Consider the following 20177-nt stretch of genomic DNA (forward strand, 5'->3'; position numbering starts at 1 on the left):
AGTAACACTGTTATTGAAAGTAGATGATGGCCAATATTTATGAGCAAGGTTTAGAGCGAAACCCCGCCAACTACACCCCAATTACTCCCATATTGTTTTTGGAGAGATCGGCCGAAATTTATCCTAATAAGACAGCAATCATTCATGGAAAGTTGCGTCAAACATGGCAACAAACTTATGAGCGTTGTCGCCGCTTAGCCAGCGCCCTACAAAAGCGTGGCATTGGTCTAGGCGATACGGTGGCAGTGATGTTGCCAAATACTCCCCCGATGGTAGAGGCGCACTTTGGCATTCCGATGGCAGGTGCTGTATTGAACGCACTAAATACTCGATTAGATGCTGAGTCAGTTGCATTCATGCTTAATCATGGTGAAGCAAAGGTAGTAATTGTCGATCCTGAGTTTTCTGGCGTGATGAAGAAAGCGCTTGAAATCGTAAAAAAAGATAGTGGCCGTGAAATCTTGGTGATCGATGTCGAAGAAAAAGAATTTGATGTTCCTGGTGAGTGTTTAGGCACTGTGACTTACGATCAACTGCTATCTGAAGGTGATCCAGAATTTCCTTTGATCGTGCCTGAAGATGAGTGGCAAGCGATTTGCTTAAATTACACCTCGGGAACGACAGGTAACCCGAAAGGGGTGGTTTATCACCATCGTGGTGCTGCGATTAATGCGGTATCGAATGTGTTGGATTGGGACATCAATAAACATCCTATTTATTTATGGACATTACCCATGTTCCATTGCAATGGCTGGTGCTTCCCATGGACGATTGCTGCTCGTGCAGGCGTAAATGTTTGTTTACGTCGAGTTGACGCGCAACATATTTTTGCGGCGATTAAAGAGCATGGTGTGACTCATTATTGTGCGGCACCGATTGTTCATAACCTGCTGGTAAATGCCCCTGATGAGCTCAAGGTAGGTGTCCCATCAGGCGTTAAGGGTTTAATTGCTGGGGCTGCACCTCCAGCCTCGATTATTGAGGGCATGGAAAAGCTGGGTTTTGATTTAACCCACGTGTATGGATTAACTGAGGTATATGGTCCCGCAGCAGTCTGTGTAAAGCAAGATGAATGGAATGACGTAGATATTGGTGAGCGCGCTCGCTTAAATGCACGTCAAGGTGTGCGTTATCACATGCAACAAGCGATTGATGTGATTGATCCAGAAACAATGCAGCCTGTACCAGCCGATGGTGAGACGATGGGCGAAATCATGTTTAAGGGCAATATCGCGATGAAGGGATACTTGAAGAATGAAAAAGCGACCAAAGAAGCCTTTGAGGGTGGTTGGTTTCATTCTGGAGATTTGGCAGTCAAAAATCCCGATGGTTATGTGAAGATGAAGGATCGCAGCAAGGACATTATTATTTCTGGTGGTGAAAACATCTCTTCTGTTGAGGTAGAGGATGTTCTCTATCGCCACCCAGCGGTTAATGCGGCTGCAGTCGTTGCTAAACCAGACCCTAAATGGGGCGAGACGCCTTGCACTTTCTTGGAAATCAAGCCTGGAGCTGAGGTGACTGTTGAGGAAATGATTGCCCACTGCAAGCAACATTTAGCCGGATTTAAGGTCCCCAGAGCCATTGTCTTCTGCGAGCTTCCTAAGACGTCCACTGGAAAAATTCAAAAGTTTGAATTGCGTAAGCAGGCTGGTTCAGCTGGGGCTATTGATGTCTAAGGAACTTCTTCGGGAGCAGTAAAATGATCGTTGCTCGAGTTTATAAATTAAATATCTTTTTGTAGAGATTGAGAATTACAAATGAAAATCCTAGTAGCTGTAAAACGGGTCGTAGATTACAACGTGAAGATCCGAGTGAAGTCTGATAACTCTGGCGTTGATATCGCTAACGTCAAAATGAGTATGAATCCTTTTGATGAAATTGCTGTAGAAGAAGCGGTTCGGCTGAAAGAGGCCGGCATTGCAACTGAAGTAGTGGTCGTTACTGCGGGCGTTACTCAGTGCCAAGAAACCTTGCGCACCGCTCTTGCTATTGGTGCTGACCGCGGCATTTTGGTAGAAACTGATTTGGATCTACAGCCACTGGCTGTAGCAAAAATTCTTAAAGCCCTCTCTGAAAAAGAGCAGGCTCAAATCATTATTCTGGGCAAACAAGCTATTGATGACGATAGCAATCAAACTGGTCAAATGTTGGCAAGTCTTCTCGATATTCCTCAAGCTACCTTTGCATCCAAAGTAGTGGTTGCTGATGGCAAAGCCACAGTGACGCGTGAAGTTGATGGCGGATTAGAAACTATTGCTCTCACATTACCAGCAGTGATCACTACAGACTTGCGCCTGAATGAGCCACGTTATGTGACCTTGCCAAATATTATGAAGGCCAAGAAAAAGACGATCGATATCGTGAAGCCTGAAGAATTGGGCGTTGATACTGCCCCACGCCTTAAAACACTCAAAGTCGAAGAGCCACCTAAGCGTAGTGCAGGTGTGATGGTTGCCGATGTAGCCGCTCTCGTAGAAAAGCTTAAAAATGAAGCGAAGGTGATCTAAATGGCTGCTCTTGTTATTGCTGAACACGACAATATTTCTTTAAAGGCTGCAACGCTCAATGCCGTTGCAGCAGCTTTGCAATGCGCACCAGAGGTCGATGTGCTGGTTGCTGGAAACCAATCTGATGCCGCTGCGCAAGCTGCAGCTCAAATCGCTGGCGTGCGTAAGGTGATTCAAATTGATGCTGCTTATTTAGCTGATCAATTAGCAGAGCCGCTTGCTGCACAAATTCTGGCATTGGCTGGCAGCTATAGCCATATTTTGGCGCCAGCTACCGCTAATGGAAAAAATGTGTTGCCACGTGTAGCTGCTAAGTTAGATGTTGCGCAGTTATCTGACATCACTAAAGTGATTACCGCAGATACTTTTGAGCGTCCTATCTATGCTGGTAACGCAATCGCAACAGTGCAGACTGGCGATCCAGTAAAGGTGATTACTGTAAGAACTACTGGTTTTGATCCAGTGGCCGCCACAGGTGGTTCAGCTGCCGTTGAAAAAGTTGCCGCTTCAGATAGCGCTGGAAAGTCTAGCTTTGTAGGTCGTGAGTTAACAAAATCAGACCGCCCTGAGCTGACAGCTGCCAAGATTATTGTTTCTGGTGGACGAGGACTGGGTTCTGGCGAAAAGTATCAAGAGCTGATTGCTCCATTGGCTGACAAGCTTGGAGCAGCTTTAGGGGCTTCGCGCGCCGCAGTTGATGCCGGCTATGTTCCGAATGATTACCAAGTTGGTCAAACTGGAAAAATTGTTGCACCCCAGTTGTATATCGCCGTAGGTATCTCTGGCGCTATTCAGCATTTAGCGGGCATGAAAGACTCCAAAGTAATTGTTGCTATCAACAAGGATCCAGAAGCACCTATCTTTGGCGTAGCTGATTATGGTTTGGTGGCTGACTTAAATACTGCAGTCCCAGAGCTGACGAAGGCCTTGGGTTAACTTAGGTTAGGTTTGCTATTGCGGTAATTGATCGTTCATATGAAATAAAGAGGAGTAGTAATGCCATACGTAGCCCCAGTAAAAGATATGTTGTTTGCGATGAATGAATTAGCTGGGCTATCTGAGGTTGTTGCTTACCCTACCTATGCCGAGGCTGGTGCTGATGTTGATCTGGCCCCAGCCATTTTGGAAGAGGCAGCAAAATTTAATCAAGATGTTGTTGCACCCCTTAACTGGCCTGGAGATCAAAACCCAAGCTCATTTAAAGAGGGGGTAGTAACAACAGCCCCGGGTTTTAAAGAGGCCTTTGAGCAATTTGGATCTGCTGGTTGGCAGGGTGTTGTACATCCCGCAGAATTTGGTGGTCAGGGATTACCAAAGTTAATTGCAACGGCTTGTTTTGAAATGGTGCACTCTGCAAGCCTGTCATTTGCCTTGTGCCCCATGTTGACTGATGGTGCTATTGAAGCGTTATTAACTGCAGCAAGTCCAGAGCTGCTAGAGCGTTTTGTTCCGAACATGATCTCTGGTGAGTGGACTGGCTCGATGTGCTTAACAGAGCCACAAGCTGGTTCTGATTTATCTATGGTGCGTGCACGTGCAGTGCCAGAGGGTAATGGCGCTTACAAGATATTTGGTACCAAGATTTATATTACTTACGGCGAACACGATATGGCAAAGAATATTGTCCATTTAGTGTTGGCGAGAACACCTGATGCACCCGAGGGCGTAAAGGGTATCTCATTATTTGTAGTGCCTAAATTCTTAGTGAATGCTGATGGTTCATTGGGTGACCGCAATGATGTGCATTGTGTATCTATTGAACATAAGCTTGGAATTAAAGCTAGTCCAACGGCTGTATTGCAATTTGGTGATCATGGTGGCGCTATTGGTTATTTAGTTGGCGAAGAAAATCGCGGTCTCGAATACATGTTTGTGATGATGAATGCAGCACGCTTTGCTGTTGGCATGCAGGGTATAGCAGTTGCTGAGCGTGCCTATCAAAAAGCGGTGCAGTATGCAAAAGATCGCGTGCAAAGTCGTGACCTGGCAGGATCGCCAGGCCCGGTAGCGATTATTCATCAGCCTGATGTGAAGCGAATGTTAATGACAATGCGCGCCTATACCGAAGCTTCACGTGCTTTAGCGTATTACGCCGCTGCTGCATATGATGCACAGCATGCTGACCCAGATGAAGCGGTCAAAAAAGCCAATCAAGCGATTTATGAATTCTTGGTACCTATTGTTAAGGGCTTTTCTACGGAGATGTCCATCGAGGTTGCTAGTTTAGGGGTGCAGGTCCATGGTGGCATGGGCTTTATAGAGGAGACTGGTGCAGCACAGCATTATCGCGATGCACGCATTCTGACTATTTATGAAGGCACAACAGCGATTCAAGCGAATGATCTAGTGGGTAGAAAAACAGTTCGTGATGGTGGTGCAACTGCTAAAGTGCTCTCACAAAAAATTGCTGAGACTGAAAAAGAATTGGCAGCTAGTAGTTCTGCCGATGCTCAAGCGGTACTTAAGCAACTAACTTTAGCGCGTGCTGCATTTGAAGAGGCAGTCGCGTATATTTTGGCAAATGCTAAGAGCGATGTTAAAGCGGTATACGCAGGCAGCTTTGCTTATTTGCGCTTAGCAGGCTTGGTATTGGGTGGCTGGCAAATGGCGCGAGGATTATTGGCTGCAGAACGTTTGCGTGAAACTGATCCGAGCTTTTATAGCGCAAAAATTGCGACAGCCCGTTTCTTTGCAGAGAATTTAATGCCTCAGACGCAAGCGTTGGCAACCTCTATTGTTGAAAGTGGGTATTCAACCAATGCACTGGAAGTAGAGCAGTTTTAAATACTTTAAACAGAACTCATCAAGCTCAAAAAGCTATCCGCTATTACTGGGATAGCTTTTTTGCCTCATAAATCTGTGAAATAAAAAATTGCTCAAAAGAGATGGCTAAAAAAGTCATCATGACACCGGCCCCAAGAACCAGTGAAAAAATAACAGTCAGCACTACCAGCCATCCAGATTGACTGCGCTGATGCTCGGCAATATTCGGGTTAAATTGGGCGTCCCATTTTTCATCTGGACGTAAGCCAAATGCAATCGTGCTCAGCCAACTTGCCTCTATTGCTATAAAGCCAAAAGTGAGAAGCACCCAGCCTGGTGCTGAATGAAAGTGTGCATCTTTTAGTAGAGACCAGCCTAATATTCCGCCAACTAGGGCGAGTAATTGTGACCAAGCCCAAAAAGATTTAAGGCCTTGCAAGTAAAAGCAGTTGAGACCGCTGCCTGGAAAAAATAATCCGAGGGCGCAAAAAATAAGTTTTGATTTTTTCATGAAGACTGGTGTTTACTTGATTGAGTTAGGACGTTGCGTAAAACTTAATACTTCACGATCTGTTCCAATCATGAGTAGCTGGTCGCCATTACGAACAATACTGCGGTAATCATTTAATTCATAAAGAAAATCATTTTCTAATTCCATGCGTTGCGGGCTACAAGACATTTTTGTGCTGGCGATTTGTTTTAAAGAAAAGCCGCGACCATCTTCATCCAATTGCGCGGTGAAGCGATTGCATCCAGTTGAACCACTTACGCGTTGGCCATTGGCATCAAATATGATTTGAATGGGGTTGTTGCTTTCGCCCTGAGGAATCTGACGGGTGCGCACTTCGCCATTCGAGTTAGGGGCTAAGTTCCAGCGGGTAAGCTCCCATTTGGTGTTTTTGAGCTCACTGCTTGGAGGGCTCACTTTGGCCCCACAAGGTGGAATCACATTCGCGCACGCAACCAAAAGACTAGCGCTGAGGCAGAAAACACCTCTTAATCCAGTATTTAAGTAGTTTTTAAAGGGTCTGCGAAGTGCTGTTTTGGCGAACATATTTACCTAAGTTATTGTTTTGTATATATTTTTTATATCGTTCCGACTTCTATTCTAATCGCTTCACTGCTGAAATAGGTGGAAGAAGTAGGGGTTTTCGTCTAGAATATGAGGTTTTCCGCTTCACCATAAGTTGGTTTGGTGGGCTGGAGCCCAAGATTTTTAGTAGAAATTTCATTGGGTTGTAATCAACCTGTTTTCATTTTAGATTTTAAGGAATAAGTATGGTCGTCATTCGACTGGCACGCGGCGGTTCTAAGAAGCGCCCTTTTTACAGCATCGTTGCTACTGATAAGCGCAACCGTCGTGACTCGAACTTTATCGAGCGTATTGGTTATTTCAATCCACAAGCAGCGGCTACTGAGCAAGCAATGCGCATTGCTCAAGATCGTTTGACTTACTGGACTGGCGTTGGTGCACAAATTTCACCAACTGTTGTTCGTTTAATCAAGAACAATCCAGCTGTTTAATTCCGTTTGCTGAGATCTTCATCTTGATGGTGAAGATGTCGGCGATAGGATTTTTAGTTTTTTTATTTCGGGAAAATAGGGTGTCTTACAAATGAGTACACCTTCCCTAGATAACTTGATAGAGCTAGGCGCCATTTCTGAGGCGCAAGGTTTGCAGGGGCAAGTAAAGGTTAGACCTCACTCGCCCGACCCTGTAGCTCTACTATCTTCTAAAGTTGTTTGGCTTTCACTGTTACCGCGTCGTTCTGCGGGGGCTTTGTCATCGACTGAAGAAGCCACTCTCACACAGTACAAAGTAAAAAGCGCAAAAATGCATAGCGGTAATGTCGTGCTTACTTTAGATGGTGTATCTGATCGCGATCAAGCGCTAGCCTTAAAAGGTGCACGTATTCTTCTTGATAGAGATGCATTTCCTAAGGCAGAAAGCGACTCTTACTACTGGGTAGATCTCATTGGCTGCAAAGCAAAAAATTTGCAAGATGAGATATTGGGTGATGTGATTGATGTGACTGAGAACGGTGCGCATGGCGTTATTGCTATTGGCGACATTTCGACTAAAACAATTCAATACCTTGTTCCTTTTGTGAAGGAAGTTGTTCGTAATGTGGATCTACCAAACAAGTTATTAACACTGGATTGGCAATCGGATTGGGTGTAAGCCTAGCCAACTGAACTATGCGTTTTGATGTAGTCACCTTGTTTCCTGAAATGTTTTCTGCTTTAACGCAGTGGGGCATTACTGGTCGGGCCTGTCAGCAGTCTTTAGCCAGTGTCCATTTATGGAACCCAAGAGATTTCTGCCCTGATCCCCGTAAAACAGTAGATGACCGCGCTTATGGTGGCGGCCCCGGCATGGTCATGATGGCCAAGCCTCTGGAAGATACAGTAGCAGGTATACAGGCCTCACATCAGGCAGCTGGCATTAAAAGCGGCCCCATTTGCCTTCTGGCCCCTCAGGGGGAGCGGTTTTCACAGAAGATAGCGACAGATATCCTCGATTACGGAAATTTAAGCTTTATTTGTGGGCGATATGAGGCTGTAGATCAGCGTTTTATTGATCGAAACGTAGATATCCAGCTTTCTATTGGCGATTTTGTGCTTTCTGGGGGTGAAATCCCCGCTATGACCATCATGGACGCAGTCATTAGGCTTGTTCCAGGAGCGCTTGGAGATGGTGAATCAGCCACCCAGGACAGCTTTATGAATGGCCTTTTGGACTACCCACACTACACGCGCCCTGAAATATATGAAAATTTATTGGTTCCAGACGTGCTTTTAGGCGGACATCACGCTAAAATAGCAGATTGGCGTCGGCAGAAGTCTTTAGAGCTGACGTTAAGGTTAAGGCCGGATCTGATTGAGTCGGCCCGTGCCAATGGGTTGCTAACCCGAGAAGATGAACAATTTCTTCGCTCGCTGTGATTATTCTCAGAGGTGATTTAAAGGTTTGGTTTTTGGTTTAGTGAAATTGTTTTAACTGCATCCTCTATTAGGTCCGTTGATTGATATCTCGGGATTAAACGCTAATACGATGTTTAAGGATTAAAAATGAATTTGATCGAAAAAATTGAGCAAGAAGAAATTGCTCGCTTAAGTGCCAACAAAACTCTTCCAAGTTTTGCACCTGGCGATACAGTAGTTGTAGGTGTAAACGTTGTTGAAGGTGCGCGTAAGCGTACTCAGGCTTTTGAAGGTGTTGTGATTGCTAAGCGTAATCGCGGACTCAATTCCAGCTTTATCGTTCGTAAGATTTCATCTGGCGAAGGTGTAGAGCGTACATTCCAAACTTACTCGCCATTGATCGCTAGCATTGAAGTCAAGCGTCGCGGTGATGTACGTCGTGCTAAGTTGTATTACTTGCGCGATCGTTCAGGTAAGTCTGCACGTATTAAAGAGAAGCTTCCTGCTCGCAAGGTGGCAGCGACTCCAGCCGCATAATCTATCCGGCTTGAAATAAAAAGGCGGCTTAGGTCGCCTTTTTTGTTACCTTAGAATATAACCATGACCAAGATCTCTAAACCCGAAGAAGACGCAATTAATGTTGCAGCTCCGCCGGGCTTTGATGCTCAATCGATTCCAATTCATGAGGTATGCGGTAATCAACAAAAGGTATCCCTGAATTTCTTGCGGCCAGCGGGTTTGAGGGAGCGATTTCAGGCTCCTCCTCAATGGGAGCCGGAGATTACCGATGAGAATCGGCACGTCATTGCCGCCGACATTATTGCGAAGCGACAGGCGGTTGGCAAAGTGACTAAAGCAGCCGTTTTGATTCCCTTGGTATTGAAGGAAGATGGTTTGTGGGTATTGTTAACCCAAAGAACAAATCACCTGCGCGACCATGCGGGCCAAATTAGTTTTCCTGGCGGGCGCATGGATCCTGAGGATGCAGGCCCAGAGGAGACTGCCCTGAGGGAGAGTAAAGAAGAAATTGGCCTAGATCCCAGTCGCGTGGAAATCATCGGTCACTTACCGGAATATTTAACAGTTTCTGGCTATAGCGTTACTCCAGTAGTAGGATTAGTCCAAGCTCAGGCAGAATACGTCTTAGATCCATTTGAAGTGGCTGATGTTTTTGAGGTGCCCCTAGAATTTTTGCTAGATCCTGCTAACCATCAGGTTAGGCTCTGGCAAAGTGAGCAGGGTGGACGTCGTTTTTATTCAATGCCTTACGAGAACCGCTTTATTTGGGGTGCTACTGCGGGAATGTTACGTAACCTATATCATTTATTAAAAGTATGACTTTCTTTTCTATTCTTTTCGCCCTCATCGCTGAGCAATACCGCCCAGTGACTTCTAGTCATTGGATTGCACGCATCTGTGCTCGTTGGTTAGATTGGGTTGCAGGTGAATTCGGCGGCAAGACTGAAGAGGGTGCAAGTCCAGTGGGTGCACGTATCGCGTGTATGGTCGCTTTTATTCTCCCGACCTTTTTGGTATTTATTGTTTATGTCACTTGTATGGTGACCTATCCGATATTGGGCTTTCTTTGGAATGTCTTGATTGCGTATTTGTTTTTTGGCTTCCGTCAATTTAGCCATTCATTTACAGCAGTACACGAAGCGATTGAGGCGCATGATCTTCCTGCTGCGCGTACTGCTTTAGGTGAATGGTATGGTCCTGAGCTAGACACTTCAAACCTTTCTGAGACTGAAGTGATCTCTTTAGCCTTAGAGCGCGCAATTATTGGCTCACATCATCATGTATTTGGTGTGCTCTTCTGGTTCATGATGCCAATGGGCCCAGCAGGCGTAGTTCTTTATCGCTTGGCTGATATTGCTTCACAGCGTTGGTCTGAGCGCGGTGACTTTAATTTAAGTGAAGCTTCACGTCATTTCTTTTATGTATTAGATTGGATTCCAGCACGCATTACCGCAATGGGCTTTGCGATTGTTGGTAATTTTGAAGGCGCATTATATGGCTGGCGCTACCTGACTCAAAAATGGTCAGACTCTTTATCAGCTGTCATTTTGGCGGCGGGAAGTGGCGCGCTTGGTGTACGTCTTGGTGAACCATTAAGCGAGCCTGATAGTGATGAAGCCTTGCGCATGGCTGAGGCGGGTGAGCCTGTAGTTTACGAAGTGGGTTTAGAGCCTACAGAGCGGTCAATGCGTTCTGCCGTTGGATTGGTGTGGCGTTTGGTTATCGCTTGGATGGCTTTGTTGCTAATGCTGACCATCGCTCTTTGGCTTGGCTAATTCCCTGAATTTGAGTATCGGCAGTTTTTGAGTCCGAACGAAGTTGTCTAAATAGCGCCAGTCTTTCTGGCGCTATTTCATTTCTATCTACTGCTGCGCGTACAGCGCAATCTGGTTCTGATTGATGTGCGCAATTATGAAAGCGACACTTGCCTAGTAAGTCTTTAAATTCTCTAAAAGCATGCTGGAGTTCACTGACCGACATATGCGCTAAGCCGAATTCCTGAAAGCCTGGCGAGTCAATCAGCGCTCCGAGCTTGCCAGACGCATCTCTACCCCATGATTCGGGCAACTCAAAATACCGACAGGCAGTCGTAGTGTGTTTTCCGGTATCCAATCGAACGGAATATTCTTGAGTCAATGCAGCAGCATTGGGTACCCAGGCATTTAACAAGCTGGATTTACCCATTCCAGATTGACCAACAAAAACAGAGACCTTGCCTTTGAGGGCAGACTGTAGCGCATCGATCGATGCCGGATCAAATTTAGCAGAGACTTCACTAACGGGGTAGCCCATACGCGCATAAGGCGCAATGATTTTGCGAGCATGCTCTATATTGTCTGGCAGATCACATTTATTGAGTAGGATATGCAGACCGATTTGATTGGTCTCTGCTGCCACTACTGCTCTTCCCAGGAGATCTGGTGAGAAAGCGGGCTGTGTTGCTAGCACAATGAGAATTTGATCGACATTAGACGCAATCAATTTGCTCTTAAAAGCATCTGATCGATAGAGCAAGTTTTCACGAGGTTCTATTTCAATAATGCGCGCTTGGTCTACTGAAGTCATTTCCAGCAGCATGCGATCACCAACGGCACCAATATGTTGCTTAGCAGGTGTACTGACTTGAATTAAAGGACCGCTTGGAGATTCGTTACCTGCAGCATCTGCAATCAAACGCTGCGCTAAGTAATGCCTTCCATAAGAAGCAGTTAATAGCGCGCGAAATTGTTCCATATTTATGAGCTAAAGCGTTGCAGATTAGCAATGCGTAATGGGGCCGGAGGGTGTGAGCTATAGAACGCCGTATAAATCGGATCAGGGGTCAAAGTAGAAGCATTGTCTTGATAGAGTTTGACTAAGGCAGAAATTAAATCCTTGGCAGAAGACTTTTCTGCAGCGAAACCATCGGCCTCATATTCATGTTTACGAGAAGCTAGACTAGAAAGTGGCGTGAAGAAAAAACTAAATACGGGGGATACGAGCATGAAGAGTGCCAAGGCTAATCCACCGTTATAGCCATTGAGGTTAGGCATGACACCGAGGTCAGTATAGAACCACACTTGGGTACTAATCCAACCTAGCAAAGCAAACATAGCAAAGCTTAAGGCAAAAGAAACCAATAGACGCTTGCGGATATGCTTGCACTTAAAGTGACCCAGCTCATGCGCCAGTACGGCCTCTACTTCACCGGGGTTCAACTTTTCAATTAAGATGTCAAAGAAAACAATCCGCTTTGCTTTGCCCATGCCCGCAAAAAAAGCATTGCCATGAGCACTCCGTTTGCTGCCATCCATCACAAACAGACCTTGGCTTGCAAAGTCGCAACGTTTTAGAAGCGCTTCGATTTGAGTTTTGAGCGCACCTTCTTCCAAGGCTTGGAATTTATTAAAGAGGGGCGCAATAAAGGTGGGGAAGATCCATTGCATGAGCAAGCTAAATACAGTGATCACAGCCCAAGCCCAAAGCCACCATAGATCGCCAGATTTAGCCATCAGCGTGAGAATGACCCACAGAAGTGGGATGCCGATTGCGGCACCCACAAGAAGACCTTTAAGCATGTCTGCAAAAAATAACTTTTTACCCATACGATTAAAGCCAAAGCGCTCTTCCAGGTGAAATTGTTTGTACCAAGAAAAAGGCAAATCAAGCAATCCAGAAATAATGGCAATAGAGGCAAGTAAAGCAATTTGCTGGGTGATGCCTTCACCCAATAATTGCAGTAAGGTGATATTCAGGACTTCCAGTCCTCCCAAGAGGGTGAAGCCAATTAATATAATTGCGCTAACGCCATTTTCTAAAATACCAAGTCGTAATTTAGCAATGGTGTAGTCGGCAGCTTTTTGATGTTCAGCCAAGGTGATCTTTTCAGAAAACTCAGCTGGAACCTGATCACGGTGCTGGGCTACGTAGCGAATTTGTCGTTGGGAAAGCCAGTGGCGCAAGCCAAAGCTGGCAATAAATGCAATAAGAAAAACAATTGTGAATGTCATGAGATCATTATAGATATGAGCGAACAAATCAATACGGCAACAGCCAAAACAGCCTCACCGAGTGAGCATTTAATCTGGGTGGATATGGAGATGTCAGGCCTGAACCCTGAAACTGAGCGAATTTTAGAAATCGCCATTATTGTGACGGATGCCCACCTGAATACGATTGCCACGGCCCCTGTCTGGGTGGTTCACCAAGACGATGCAATCTTGGATGCGATGGATGCCTGGAATAAGGGTACCCATGGCCGCTCTGGCTTGATTGATAAGGTTAAGACTTCGACGTTAGACGAGGCTGCGGTGGAGGCTGAATGCATTGCCTTTTTAAAGCAATATATCAAGGCCGGTATTGCCCCTATGTGCGGTAATACGATAGGTCAGGACCGCCGCTTTATGGCCAAGTACATGCCAAAACTAGAGGCTTATTTTCATTATCGAAATGTGGATGTGTCAACTTTGAAAGAGCTTTGTAAACGCTGGCATCCAGAGTTAGTAAAAGGCTTTACAAAAAATCAAGCACACACAGCTTTGGCTGATATTGAAGAATCTATTGAAGAGCTCAAATACTATCGAGAGAAGTTTATTGTTCCGTTGCCACAATAAATAAGGTCCGCATGAGCGTACCTTATTACTTCAGGCTTGGACTTCATTGAGTTAATTATTTCTTGATGGCATTTTTGGGTCTAAAGGCTTTAACCACTTCTTCATTGGTTTCGATATAAGGTCCACCAATCAGATCGATGCAGTAGGGAACGGCTGCAAAAATACCAGGAACGATCGATTTACCGTTTTCATCCTTGAGGCCTTCTAAAGTCTCTGCTATTGCCTTGGGTTGACCGGGCAAATTGATGATGAGGGCAGCATGCCCCTCGATTTCACGAAGAACGGCAGTTTGTCTGGACAAAATAGCCGTAGGAACAAATTTCAGGCTGATTTGGCGCATTTGTTCGCCAAAGCCCGGCAACTCTCGAGTACCTGCTTCTAAGGTTGCCTCTGGAGTGACGTCTCTGCGCGATGGCCCAGTTCCGCCGGTGGTTAGCACCAGATCGCAACAAAACTCATCTACGAGCTCAATAATCGTTTCTGTAATGATCTCAGACTCATCCGCAATCAAACGCTCGTGCAAGGCACAGGAGTTCTTAATAGCCTTAATAAGCCAGGTTTGTAGGGTGGGAATGCCCTCGTCTTGATAGACACCCTTGCTGGCTCGGTCCGAAATGGAGATCAAGCCAATTTTGAGTTCGGAGGGAGTGCTGCGCTCCCAAGCTTGGTTATGCTTCATGTTTCTATTCTAGCTATTATTAGGGCATGTTTACATATTCATCCAGCCAGTTTCAAGAAATCATCAATTTCATGCTTAAAGAGGCCAAAAGAAGGGGTGCCTCGGACGCTGTGGCGGAAATTTCCGAGGGTCAAGGGCTTTCGGTAACGGTTCGCAAGGGTGAGGTAGAAACCATTGAGCAAAGTTTGGATAAGCAAGTTGGCGTGACTGTTTTTTTAGGGCATCACCGCGGCAATGCCAGTACCAGTGATTTTTCAAAGGAATCATTAAAAGCGACAGTCGACGCTGCGTATCACATCGCTCAACACACTGCTGAAGATGCTTGCGCTGGTCCAGCTGAAGCAGAGTTGCTTGAAAAAAATCCGATGGACTTAGATTTATTTCATCCATGGAATATCGATGCAGCAGGCGCAGTAGAAATTGCGCGAATTGCAGAGGGCGCAGCATTCTCTGTAAGTAAGCAAATACAAAATAGTGATGGTGCTTCAGTCTCTGCCCATCATGCACATTTTATGATGGGTACTTCTCACGGGTTTATGGGAGGCTATCCTTTTTCTCGCCACTATATTTCTTGTGCCCCAATTGCTAGCGTGGGTGGAAAAAACGCGCATATGCAACGAGACGATTGGTATTCCAGCTCACGTCTTCCGCAAGAGTTAGCAGACCCAGCTGCCATTGGTAAATACGCTGCACAACGAGCGCTCTCTCGCTTAAAGGCGAGGTCAATTACAACGCGCCGCTGCCCAGTCATTTTTGAGGCACCTTTGGCTGCCGGCCTTCTTGGTGGCTTGGTGCAAGCAGTTTCAGGAGGCGCCTTGTATCGCCGCTCTAGTTTTTTACTAGACAGTCTTGGTAAGCAAGTACTTCCTAAGCATGTCAGTCTTTTTGAAAACCCGCATCTGAAGGCAATGACAGGAAGTGCGCCATTTGATGAAGAGGGTGTAAAGACGACTGCCCGAACTGTAGTGGATAAAGGTATTTTGGAGGGCTACTTCCTTTCAACTTATTCTGCACGCAAGTTGGGGATGAAAACCACGGGTAATGCAGGCGGATCTCATCACTTAACCCTTCAAAGTAAGAAGACCCCTAAAGGTGGCTTGACAGCGTTACTCAAAGAAATGGGTACGGGGTTGCTGGTGACCGAGTTAATGGGCCAGGGTGTGAATTATGTGACGGGTGATTACTCGCGTGGTGCTTTTGGTTACTGGGTGGAGAATGGCGAAATTCAATATCCTGTAGAAGAAGTCACCATTGCTGGAAATTTGCGCGATATGCTGTTGGATATTGAAATGATTGGTAGTGATACATTAATTCGTGGAACCAAAGAAACAGGCTCTATTTTGATCGGCTCTATGACAGTTGGCGGAAAATAAAGCGCTCTAGAATTTAGAATCTATCAGACACCCAAAAATTTTTAAGGGAGATTGTGATGCAAAGACGCTCATTTTTAAAGAAGGCCACTATTGGTGCTGGAGTTGCTGCGATTGGCGCACCAGCCATTGCGCAGAGCTTGCCAACCCTCAATTGGCGCTTGGTCTCTAGCTTTCCTAAATCCTTAGATACTTTGTACGGCACCCCAGAAGTATTTGCCAACGCCTTGCGCAAAGCAACTGATGGCAAGTTCAATGTCAAAGTATTTGCAGCCGGTGAGGTGGTCCCAGCCCTCCAGGTATTAGATGCTGTGCAAAACGGTACAGTGGAGTGTGGACATACCGCTAGTTATTACTACCTCGGCAAAAATAGCGCCTTTATTTTTGATACCGCCGCTCCCTTTGGCATGACTGCCCGCCAACAATCGGCATGGATGCTACATGGCAATGGGATGAAATTAATGCGTGAGCTGTATGCCACCTACAATATTGTGAATTTCTTAGGCGGTCAGACTGGTACTCAAATGGGTGGATGGTTTCGCAAAGAAATTAAATCACCCGAAGATTTAAAAGGATTGAAATTCCGCATTGCTGGTTTCGCAGGGCAAGTGCTCGCCAAGTTGGGCGTGGTTCCCCAGCAATTACCGGCTGGAGAAATTTATTCGGCCTTAGAAAAAGGTACGATCGATGCTGCAGAATTTGTCGGACCATATGACGACGAGAAATTGGGGCTAGCAAAGGTTGCCAAAAACTACTATTACCCTGCATTTTGGGAAGGTGCCGCAGCCCTTTCTTTCTTGGTAAATAAAAAGCAGTGGGAATCTTTACCGCCAGCATATCAAGCAGCTTGGGAGGCCGCTTGCTTTGAGGCGCACACCGATATGTGCGCTAAATATGATGCCCTTAACCCACCAGCACTCCAGCGACTGATTCAAAATGGAGCGGTATTACGTAAATTCAATACCTCGGTGATGGATGCCTGCTTCAAAGCAAGTCAAGAAACCTACGCTGAAGAATCTGCAAAAAATCCCCAGTTTAAAAAGATCTTTGACGACTATCGTGTCTTTAGAAACATGGAGGCCCAATGGTTTGGTTTAGCAGAACAAGCCTTTGCTCAATACAGTTTTGCCAAAAAATTATGATCTTGGATTGTTAAATAATGGACTCGTTGAAAGGGCTCTATGGAGCCCTTTTTTTCTAATCTATTTTTAACGGGCTACACTGGATCAATGATGACTCTCTACTTCTTCCCATTGTGAACTTTTCTGCAATTTGGGCGCGCATCAAGCAACACCCCTTATCGCGGGTGGGGCCTGGCCTAGTAACTGGGGTTGCAGATGATGATCCTAGTGGAATAGTGACGTATTCCCAGGCCGGGGCACAGTTTGGCCTCAATATGTTGTGGACTATGCCTTTTGCTTATCCCTTGATGTCAACCATTCAAGTGTTATGTGCGCGAATTGGCAGAGTCACTGGCCGTGGCCTTTCCGCCAATATGAAGCTGGCATTTCCACCCGCAGTATTAATTGCCTTGGTCAGTATTTTGTTAATCGCCAATGTTCTCAATATTGCCGCTGACATTGCAGCCATGGGTGAAGTTGCGCAGCTGGTAACAGGCATTAATTGGCACATCATGACGGGTGTGTTCGTTTTACTGACTTTAATTTTGCAGATTCTCATTCCCTATCGTCACTATGTATTTTTCTTGAAGTGGCTATCCCTTTCTCTATTAGCCTATGGCGCAGTGTTATTTACAGTACATGTCCCGTGGGGTGAGGTGGTGTGGAAAACTTTTTTCCCTACCATCACCTTCAATGCAGCCTCTGCAGCAGTAGTCGTAGGAATTTTTGGCACCACGATTAGTCCTTACTTATTCTTTTGGCAAGCATCTCAAGAAGTTGAGGATATGAATCTACGCCATGAAAATAGCCTGCTTTTAGGCAATGCAAAAGAAATTCATTCTGAGCTCAGAAGAATTCAGTGGGACACCTGGAGTGGGATGTTGTATTCCAATGTTGCGGCGTACTGCATTATTTTGGCTACTGCCGTCACTTTGCATGTAGTGGGCATTCGAGATATTAATACCGCAGCTGAAGCAGCATCAGCACTCAGGCCATTGGCAGGTGAATTTGCCTTTATGTTATTTGCCTTGGGTATCTTGGGGGTTGGCTTGATGGGTGTGCCTGTTTTAGCTGGATCGGCAGCTTACGCTCTATCTGAAGTATTTGGCTGGCGCTCTAGCCTTGAGGATAACGCCGCGCAAGCCGGCAAGTTTTACGCCATTATTGCCATTAGTGTTCTCGGAGCCTTGGCTATTCAATATTCTCCTATAAGCCCGATGAAGGCATTGTTCTGGAGCGCCGTTCTGAATGGTGTGGTGGCAGTGCCGTTGATGGTGGCAATCATGATTCTGTCATCTAGGTCTTCAGTGATGGGGCCTCACGTAGCAACTTTGAGCATGAAAATACTTGGTTGGCTTGCAACGGGCTTTATGGCGGTGGCGGCTGTCTATATGTTTGTTGCCTAAAGCCATATCTTGGTAACATTGCTCGATGTTTAATTCTCTTGTAGCTCCTTTAAGTCAATCCTTTCATGCCCATACATTGGCATTTTTTGTTTGTGCAGTCATCAGTGTATTAATTGTTGGAATTTCTAAGAGTGGATTTGGAGCGGGACTCGGAATTCTTTCTCTACCCTTAATGGCAAGTCAATCGAGCATCAATGAGGCGTTAGCTATTTTGCTACCCTTGCTCATCGCAATTGATTTAGTGGGCTTGCGTCGCTTTATCCGAAACGCCAATTGGAGAATACTCAAACTCATTTTGCCCCCTGCAATTGTGGGTTTAGCCCTTGGCATGTTTTTCTTTACCGCAATCACCCCAAAGGTTCTTACGCTCTCTATCGGAATATTTACATTGCTCTTCTTAATGCAGAACCTGGCAATGACATACTTTGATTCTAGGGAGGCGAAGCCCTATCCATGGCTGGGGCGCGCTATGGGATTAACTTCGGGATTTACTTCCTTTGTGGCGCATATTGGCGGCCCACCCATTACTGTCTTTATGTTGAGAGAAAACCTGTTGCCGATGGTCTATACATCAACGCTGGGTGTTTTCTTTACCTTCATTAATTTTGGTAAGTTGGGCCCCTATGCATATTTAGAGCTTCTGAACTTTCAACAATTAGCCACTTCGCTTTTGCTTTTGCCCTGCGTTCCATTTGGTGTGTATTTTGGATTCTATTTAGCGAAGCGTATTTCGATGAAATGGTACTACCATATCGTACGATTTTTCTTGCTGGTCGCGAGCATCAAACTAATCTCAGATGGCCTGCTTTAGCCTTTAATTAATACGCTTCGCAAAAAGCGAGAGATATCTTGGAGCTCTTCATGATTGACAGAGTGCTCCATTGGATATTCATTCCAACTGACTTGATAACCCAATTTTTCTAGCAAGGCGCAGGATGCTTCAGCACGAGCAGGAATGACTACCGGGTCGTATAAACCATGGGCCATAAAAATCGGCGTACTTTGGTTGGAGGGATGTTTTTCAAGTGAAAGGGTTGTTGCAAGGGGTAGGTAGCCAGATAAAGCCATGATGCCCGCTAGTTGGTGGGGAAAGCGGAGGCCTATTTGCAGCGCCATGGCGCAACCTTGAGAAAATCCGGCAAGAACAATATTTTCATAGGCAATTCCATGACTTGCTTCGTTAATAATGATTTCTTTAATCGCTGTTGCTGAGCGCGCAATACCAGAAGCATCTTCTTGGGCCACTAAGTCTCTACCAATAATGTCATACCAGGCTGGCATGACATATCCGCCATTGACTGTTACCGGCATATTCGGCGCGCTTGGAAATATAAAGCGAATCGCAGGGCAGCCTTCCAAGTTGAGCTCTGGAACGATGGGTACAAAATCATTCCCATCGGCACCAAGACCATGGAGCCAAATTACAGCAGCGCTAGGATTAGGGGCGGTTTCTATTTCAATGCAGGGCAACATAAGTTTTAGCTCTTCAGGTGATTGAGTTCTGATTATCGACGCATATCAGCCTCTTTGTTATATGCCGATGCTCAGTTTGGCCTAAAGATTCAGAAGATAGCTAAAAGCATCCCGGAAAGAGAGCCTTCTAAATGGCAATAATGATTAAGTCCACCATCCGGTCTTTTGGGGTGTAAGATGTTTTTGACATCTTCTATATATATCAGGAGGTTTAATGAAGCCCTTCTTTATTGACTATCCGCAGGAAAAGATCGCGGAGCATCAACATGCTTATCGATGTGCTTATTGCAAGATTCCAACAACAGTGATTTTTGGGTTGATCGAAAATCACGACGAAGCATGTCAATATCGTCAGCAGCAAAGTAAATGGGTTCAGCTAGAGGCTAAGCTCAAACCGCACCATGCACATTTTGATGAACCCCATGCTGACGAGGTCGATTAAATGAAAACGTATCCTATTGCTATTGAGTTGACTGTTTGGTTTGATCTCGGTTTAAGTCAATATGAAATTGCGCTTGATGAGACGCCGACAATATCTGTCAAGAAAACAGATGATGTCTTGCATACCAAGGGACTTTCCCTGGCAGAGGTAGACTTACTAATAGAGGCCATTGAAACCCTGAAGGTTCCAGTAGCCGAGGAGACTGAGGCTAATGTGACAGATAAGAGCTCATCAAGCTATGAGTTGATTGTGGAGTCCGCCCACTTTTCTTTGGAGTACAACTGGGAAACAGCGGACTTGGAAAACTCAAGCGTATTTGCTTCTGTAGAAAAGCTGGCTGCCTTAATCGAGGTCTTGGGCGTGACTAGCGAATGACT

At 45.6% G+C, this 20177-nt stretch carries 23 protein-coding genes; 17 read left to right on the forward strand and 6 right to left on the reverse strand.

Features of this window, described 5'->3' with window-relative positions:
* Positions 1-26 precede the first annotated feature (26 nt).
* The 4 genes from PNUC_RS02665 (at position 27) to PNUC_RS02680 (ending at position 5294) form a co-directional block, all read left to right on the forward strand.
* Positions 27-1679, forward strand: coding sequence for an acyl-CoA synthetase (locus tag PNUC_RS02665; RefSeq protein ID WP_048812212.1), 1653 nt, complete (start codon positions 27-29; stop codon positions 1677-1679).
* An 81-nt stretch (positions 1680-1760) separates the two neighbouring features.
* Positions 1761-2510: an electron transfer flavoprotein subunit beta/FixA family protein gene (locus PNUC_RS02670; protein ID WP_011902357.1), complete on the forward strand. Its 750-nt coding sequence runs from the start codon at positions 1761-1763 to the stop codon at positions 2508-2510.
* A complete protein-coding gene (locus PNUC_RS02675; protein WP_011902358.1) occupies positions 2511-3446 on the forward strand; it encodes an electron transfer flavoprotein subunit alpha/FixB family protein in 936 nt (311 codons plus the stop codon).
* 60 nt (positions 3447-3506) lie between these two features.
* Positions 3507-5294, forward strand: coding sequence for an acyl-CoA dehydrogenase (locus PNUC_RS02680; protein ID WP_011902359.1), 1788 nt, complete (start codon positions 3507-3509; stop codon positions 5292-5294).
* A gap of 43 nt (positions 5295-5337) precedes the next feature.
* Here the strand turns inward: PNUC_RS02680 and PNUC_RS02685 are convergent, their stop codons facing one another.
* Positions 5338-5784: a hypothetical protein gene (locus PNUC_RS02685; protein WP_011902360.1), complete on the reverse strand. Its 447-nt coding sequence runs from the start codon at positions 5782-5784 to the stop codon at positions 5338-5340.
* Positions 5785-5796: 12 nt separating this feature from the next.
* Positions 5797-6327, reverse strand: a complete 531-nt coding sequence (locus PNUC_RS02690) for an META domain-containing protein (protein WP_011902361.1) — start codon at positions 6325-6327, stop codon at positions 5797-5799.
* A gap of 224 nt (positions 6328-6551) precedes the next feature.
* On the opposite strand from PNUC_RS02690, the gene rpsP reads away from it, so the two are divergent.
* The 6 genes from rpsP (at position 6552) to PNUC_RS02720 (ending at position 10492) form a co-directional block, all read left to right on the forward strand.
* Positions 6552-6797, forward strand: coding sequence for a 30S ribosomal protein S16 (gene rpsP, locus PNUC_RS02695; RefSeq protein WP_011902362.1), 246 nt, complete (start codon positions 6552-6554; stop codon positions 6795-6797).
* Between the two features lie 91 nt (positions 6798-6888).
* A complete protein-coding gene (rimM, locus tag PNUC_RS02700; RefSeq protein ID WP_011902363.1) occupies positions 6889-7455 on the forward strand; it encodes a ribosome maturation factor RimM in 567 nt (188 codons plus the stop codon).
* 17 nt (positions 7456-7472) lie between these two features.
* Positions 7473-8219 (forward strand): tRNA (guanosine(37)-N1)-methyltransferase TrmD, encoded by a 747-nt coding sequence (gene trmD, locus PNUC_RS02705; RefSeq protein ID WP_011902364.1) that lies wholly within the window; start codon positions 7473-7475, stop codon positions 8217-8219.
* 126 nt (positions 8220-8345) lie between these two features.
* Positions 8346-8735 carry a 50S ribosomal protein L19 gene (rplS, locus tag PNUC_RS02710; protein WP_011902365.1) on the forward strand — a complete coding sequence of 130 codons (390 nt, stop codon included), beginning with the start codon at positions 8346-8348 and terminating at the stop codon, positions 8733-8735.
* Positions 8736-8798: 63 nt separating this feature from the next.
* Positions 8799-9536: a CoA pyrophosphatase gene (locus PNUC_RS02715; RefSeq protein ID WP_011902366.1), complete on the forward strand. Its 738-nt coding sequence runs from the start codon at positions 8799-8801 to the stop codon at positions 9534-9536.
* A complete protein-coding gene (locus tag PNUC_RS02720; RefSeq protein WP_011902367.1) occupies positions 9533-10492 on the forward strand; it encodes a CobD/CbiB family protein in 960 nt (319 codons plus the stop codon). Before PNUC_RS02715 ends, PNUC_RS02720 begins: the two co-directional genes overlap by 4 nt.
* On the opposite strand, the gene rsgA is transcribed toward PNUC_RS02720, so the two are convergent.
* Both rsgA and PNUC_RS02730 read right to left on the reverse strand, forming a co-directional pair.
* A complete protein-coding gene (rsgA, locus tag PNUC_RS02725) occupies positions 10437-11450 on the reverse strand; it encodes a ribosome small subunit-dependent GTPase A (protein WP_011902368.1) in 1014 nt (337 codons plus the stop codon). The genes PNUC_RS02720 and rsgA overlap by 56 nt on opposite strands.
* A gap of 2 nt (positions 11451-11452) precedes the next feature.
* Positions 11453-12706, reverse strand: a complete 1254-nt coding sequence (locus tag PNUC_RS02730; protein WP_011902369.1) for a M48 family metallopeptidase — start codon at positions 12704-12706, stop codon at positions 11453-11455.
* A 15-nt stretch (positions 12707-12721) separates the two neighbouring features.
* Here PNUC_RS02730 and orn point away from each other — a divergent pair, with 15 nt between their 5' ends.
* Complete coding sequence (orn, locus tag PNUC_RS02735; protein WP_011902370.1) at positions 12722-13309, forward strand: oligoribonuclease; 588 nt, start codon at positions 12722-12724, stop codon at positions 13307-13309.
* Between the two features lie 55 nt (positions 13310-13364).
* Here the strand turns inward: orn and mog are convergent, their stop codons facing one another.
* Positions 13365-13988, reverse strand: coding sequence for a molybdopterin adenylyltransferase (gene mog, locus PNUC_RS02740; RefSeq protein WP_011902371.1), 624 nt, complete (start codon positions 13986-13988; stop codon positions 13365-13367).
* A gap of 71 nt (positions 13989-14059) precedes the next feature.
* Here mog and pmbA point away from each other — a divergent pair, with 71 nt between their 5' ends.
* From pmbA to PNUC_RS02760, 4 genes are all read left to right on the forward strand, one after another.
* The gene (pmbA, locus tag PNUC_RS02745; protein ID WP_407635746.1) at positions 14060-15361 is read left to right on the forward strand and encodes a metalloprotease PmbA; all 1302 of its coding nucleotides are present in this window, start codon (positions 14060-14062) and stop codon (positions 15359-15361) included.
* Positions 15362-15417: 56 nt separating this feature from the next.
* Complete coding sequence (locus PNUC_RS02750; protein WP_011902373.1) at positions 15418-16500, forward strand: TRAP transporter substrate-binding protein; 1083 nt, start codon at positions 15418-15420, stop codon at positions 16498-16500.
* A gap of 113 nt (positions 16501-16613) precedes the next feature.
* Positions 16614-17885 (forward strand): NRAMP family divalent metal transporter, encoded by a 1272-nt coding sequence (locus PNUC_RS02755; RefSeq protein ID WP_011902374.1) that lies wholly within the window; start codon positions 16614-16616, stop codon positions 17883-17885.
* Positions 17886-17910: 25 nt separating this feature from the next.
* Entirely contained in the window at positions 17911-18696 is a 786-nt protein-coding gene (locus PNUC_RS02760; RefSeq protein ID WP_011902375.1) for a sulfite exporter TauE/SafE family protein, read from the forward strand.
* Here PNUC_RS02760 and PNUC_RS02765 read toward each other — a convergent pair.
* On the reverse strand, positions 18693-19358 hold the full coding sequence (locus PNUC_RS02765) for an alpha/beta hydrolase (protein WP_011902376.1): 666 nt from the start codon (positions 19356-19358) through the stop codon (positions 18693-18695). The genes PNUC_RS02760 and PNUC_RS02765 overlap by 4 nt on opposite strands.
* Before the next feature lie 214 nt (positions 19359-19572).
* Between PNUC_RS02765 and PNUC_RS02770 the strand changes: the two genes are divergently transcribed.
* Positions 19573-19800, forward strand: a complete 228-nt coding sequence (locus PNUC_RS02770) for a hypothetical protein (protein WP_011902377.1) — start codon at positions 19573-19575, stop codon at positions 19798-19800.
* The gene (locus tag PNUC_RS02775) at positions 19801-20175 is read left to right on the forward strand and encodes a hypothetical protein (protein WP_011902378.1); all 375 of its coding nucleotides are present in this window, start codon (positions 19801-19803) and stop codon (positions 20173-20175) included.
* Positions 20176-20177 lie beyond the last annotated feature (2 nt).

This window comes from Polynucleobacter asymbioticus QLW-P1DMWA-1 (assembly GCF_000016345.1).
GTDB lineage: Bacteria > Pseudomonadota > Gammaproteobacteria > Burkholderiales > Burkholderiaceae > Polynucleobacter > Polynucleobacter asymbioticus.

Coding starts and splice junctions, on each gene's coding strand:
- PNUC_RS02665 (WP_048812212.1), top strand. CDS start 27: ATGGCCAATATTTATGAGCAAGGTTTAGAGCGAAACCCCGCCAACTAC.
- PNUC_RS02670 (WP_011902357.1), top strand. CDS start 1,761: ATGAAAATCCTAGTAGCTGTAAAACGGGTCGTAGATTACAACGTGAAG.
- PNUC_RS02675 (WP_011902358.1), top strand. CDS start 2,511: ATGGCTGCTCTTGTTATTGCTGAACACGACAATATTTCTTTAAAGGCT.
- PNUC_RS02680 (WP_011902359.1), top strand. CDS start 3,507: ATGCCATACGTAGCCCCAGTAAAAGATATGTTGTTTGCGATGAATGAA.
- PNUC_RS02685 (WP_011902360.1), bottom strand. CDS start 5,784: ATGAAAAAATCAAAACTTATTTTTTGCGCCCTCGGATTATTTTTTCCA.
- PNUC_RS02690 (WP_011902361.1), bottom strand. CDS start 6,327: ATGTTCGCCAAAACAGCACTTCGCAGACCCTTTAAAAACTACTTAAAT.
- rpsP (WP_011902362.1), top strand. CDS start 6,552: ATGGTCGTCATTCGACTGGCACGCGGCGGTTCTAAGAAGCGCCCTTTT.
- rimM (WP_011902363.1), top strand. CDS start 6,889: ATGAGTACACCTTCCCTAGATAACTTGATAGAGCTAGGCGCCATTTCT.
- trmD (WP_011902364.1), top strand. CDS start 7,473: ATGCGTTTTGATGTAGTCACCTTGTTTCCTGAAATGTTTTCTGCTTTA.
- rplS (WP_011902365.1), top strand. CDS start 8,346: ATGAATTTGATCGAAAAAATTGAGCAAGAAGAAATTGCTCGCTTAAGT.
- PNUC_RS02715 (WP_011902366.1), top strand. CDS start 8,799: ATGACCAAGATCTCTAAACCCGAAGAAGACGCAATTAATGTTGCAGCT.
- PNUC_RS02720 (WP_011902367.1), top strand. CDS start 9,533: ATGACTTTCTTTTCTATTCTTTTCGCCCTCATCGCTGAGCAATACCGC.
- rsgA (WP_011902368.1), bottom strand. CDS start 11,450: ATGGAACAATTTCGCGCGCTATTAACTGCTTCTTATGGAAGGCATTAC.
- PNUC_RS02730 (WP_011902369.1), bottom strand. CDS start 12,706: ATGACATTCACAATTGTTTTTCTTATTGCATTTATTGCCAGCTTTGGC.
- orn (WP_011902370.1), top strand. CDS start 12,722: ATGAGCGAACAAATCAATACGGCAACAGCCAAAACAGCCTCACCGAGT.
- mog (WP_011902371.1), bottom strand. CDS start 13,988: ATGAAGCATAACCAAGCTTGGGAGCGCAGCACTCCCTCCGAACTCAAA.
- pmbA (WP_407635746.1), top strand. CDS start 14,060: ATGCTTAAAGAGGCCAAAAGAAGGGGTGCCTCGGACGCTGTGGCGGAA.
- PNUC_RS02750 (WP_011902373.1), top strand. CDS start 15,418: ATGCAAAGACGCTCATTTTTAAAGAAGGCCACTATTGGTGCTGGAGTT.
- PNUC_RS02760 (WP_011902375.1), top strand. CDS start 17,911: ATGTTTAATTCTCTTGTAGCTCCTTTAAGTCAATCCTTTCATGCCCAT.
- PNUC_RS02765 (WP_011902376.1), bottom strand. CDS start 19,358: ATGTTGCCCTGCATTGAAATAGAAACCGCCCCTAATCCTAGCGCTGCT.
- PNUC_RS02770 (WP_011902377.1), top strand. CDS start 19,573: ATGAAGCCCTTCTTTATTGACTATCCGCAGGAAAAGATCGCGGAGCAT.
- PNUC_RS02775 (WP_011902378.1), top strand. CDS start 19,801: ATGAAAACGTATCCTATTGCTATTGAGTTGACTGTTTGGTTTGATCTC.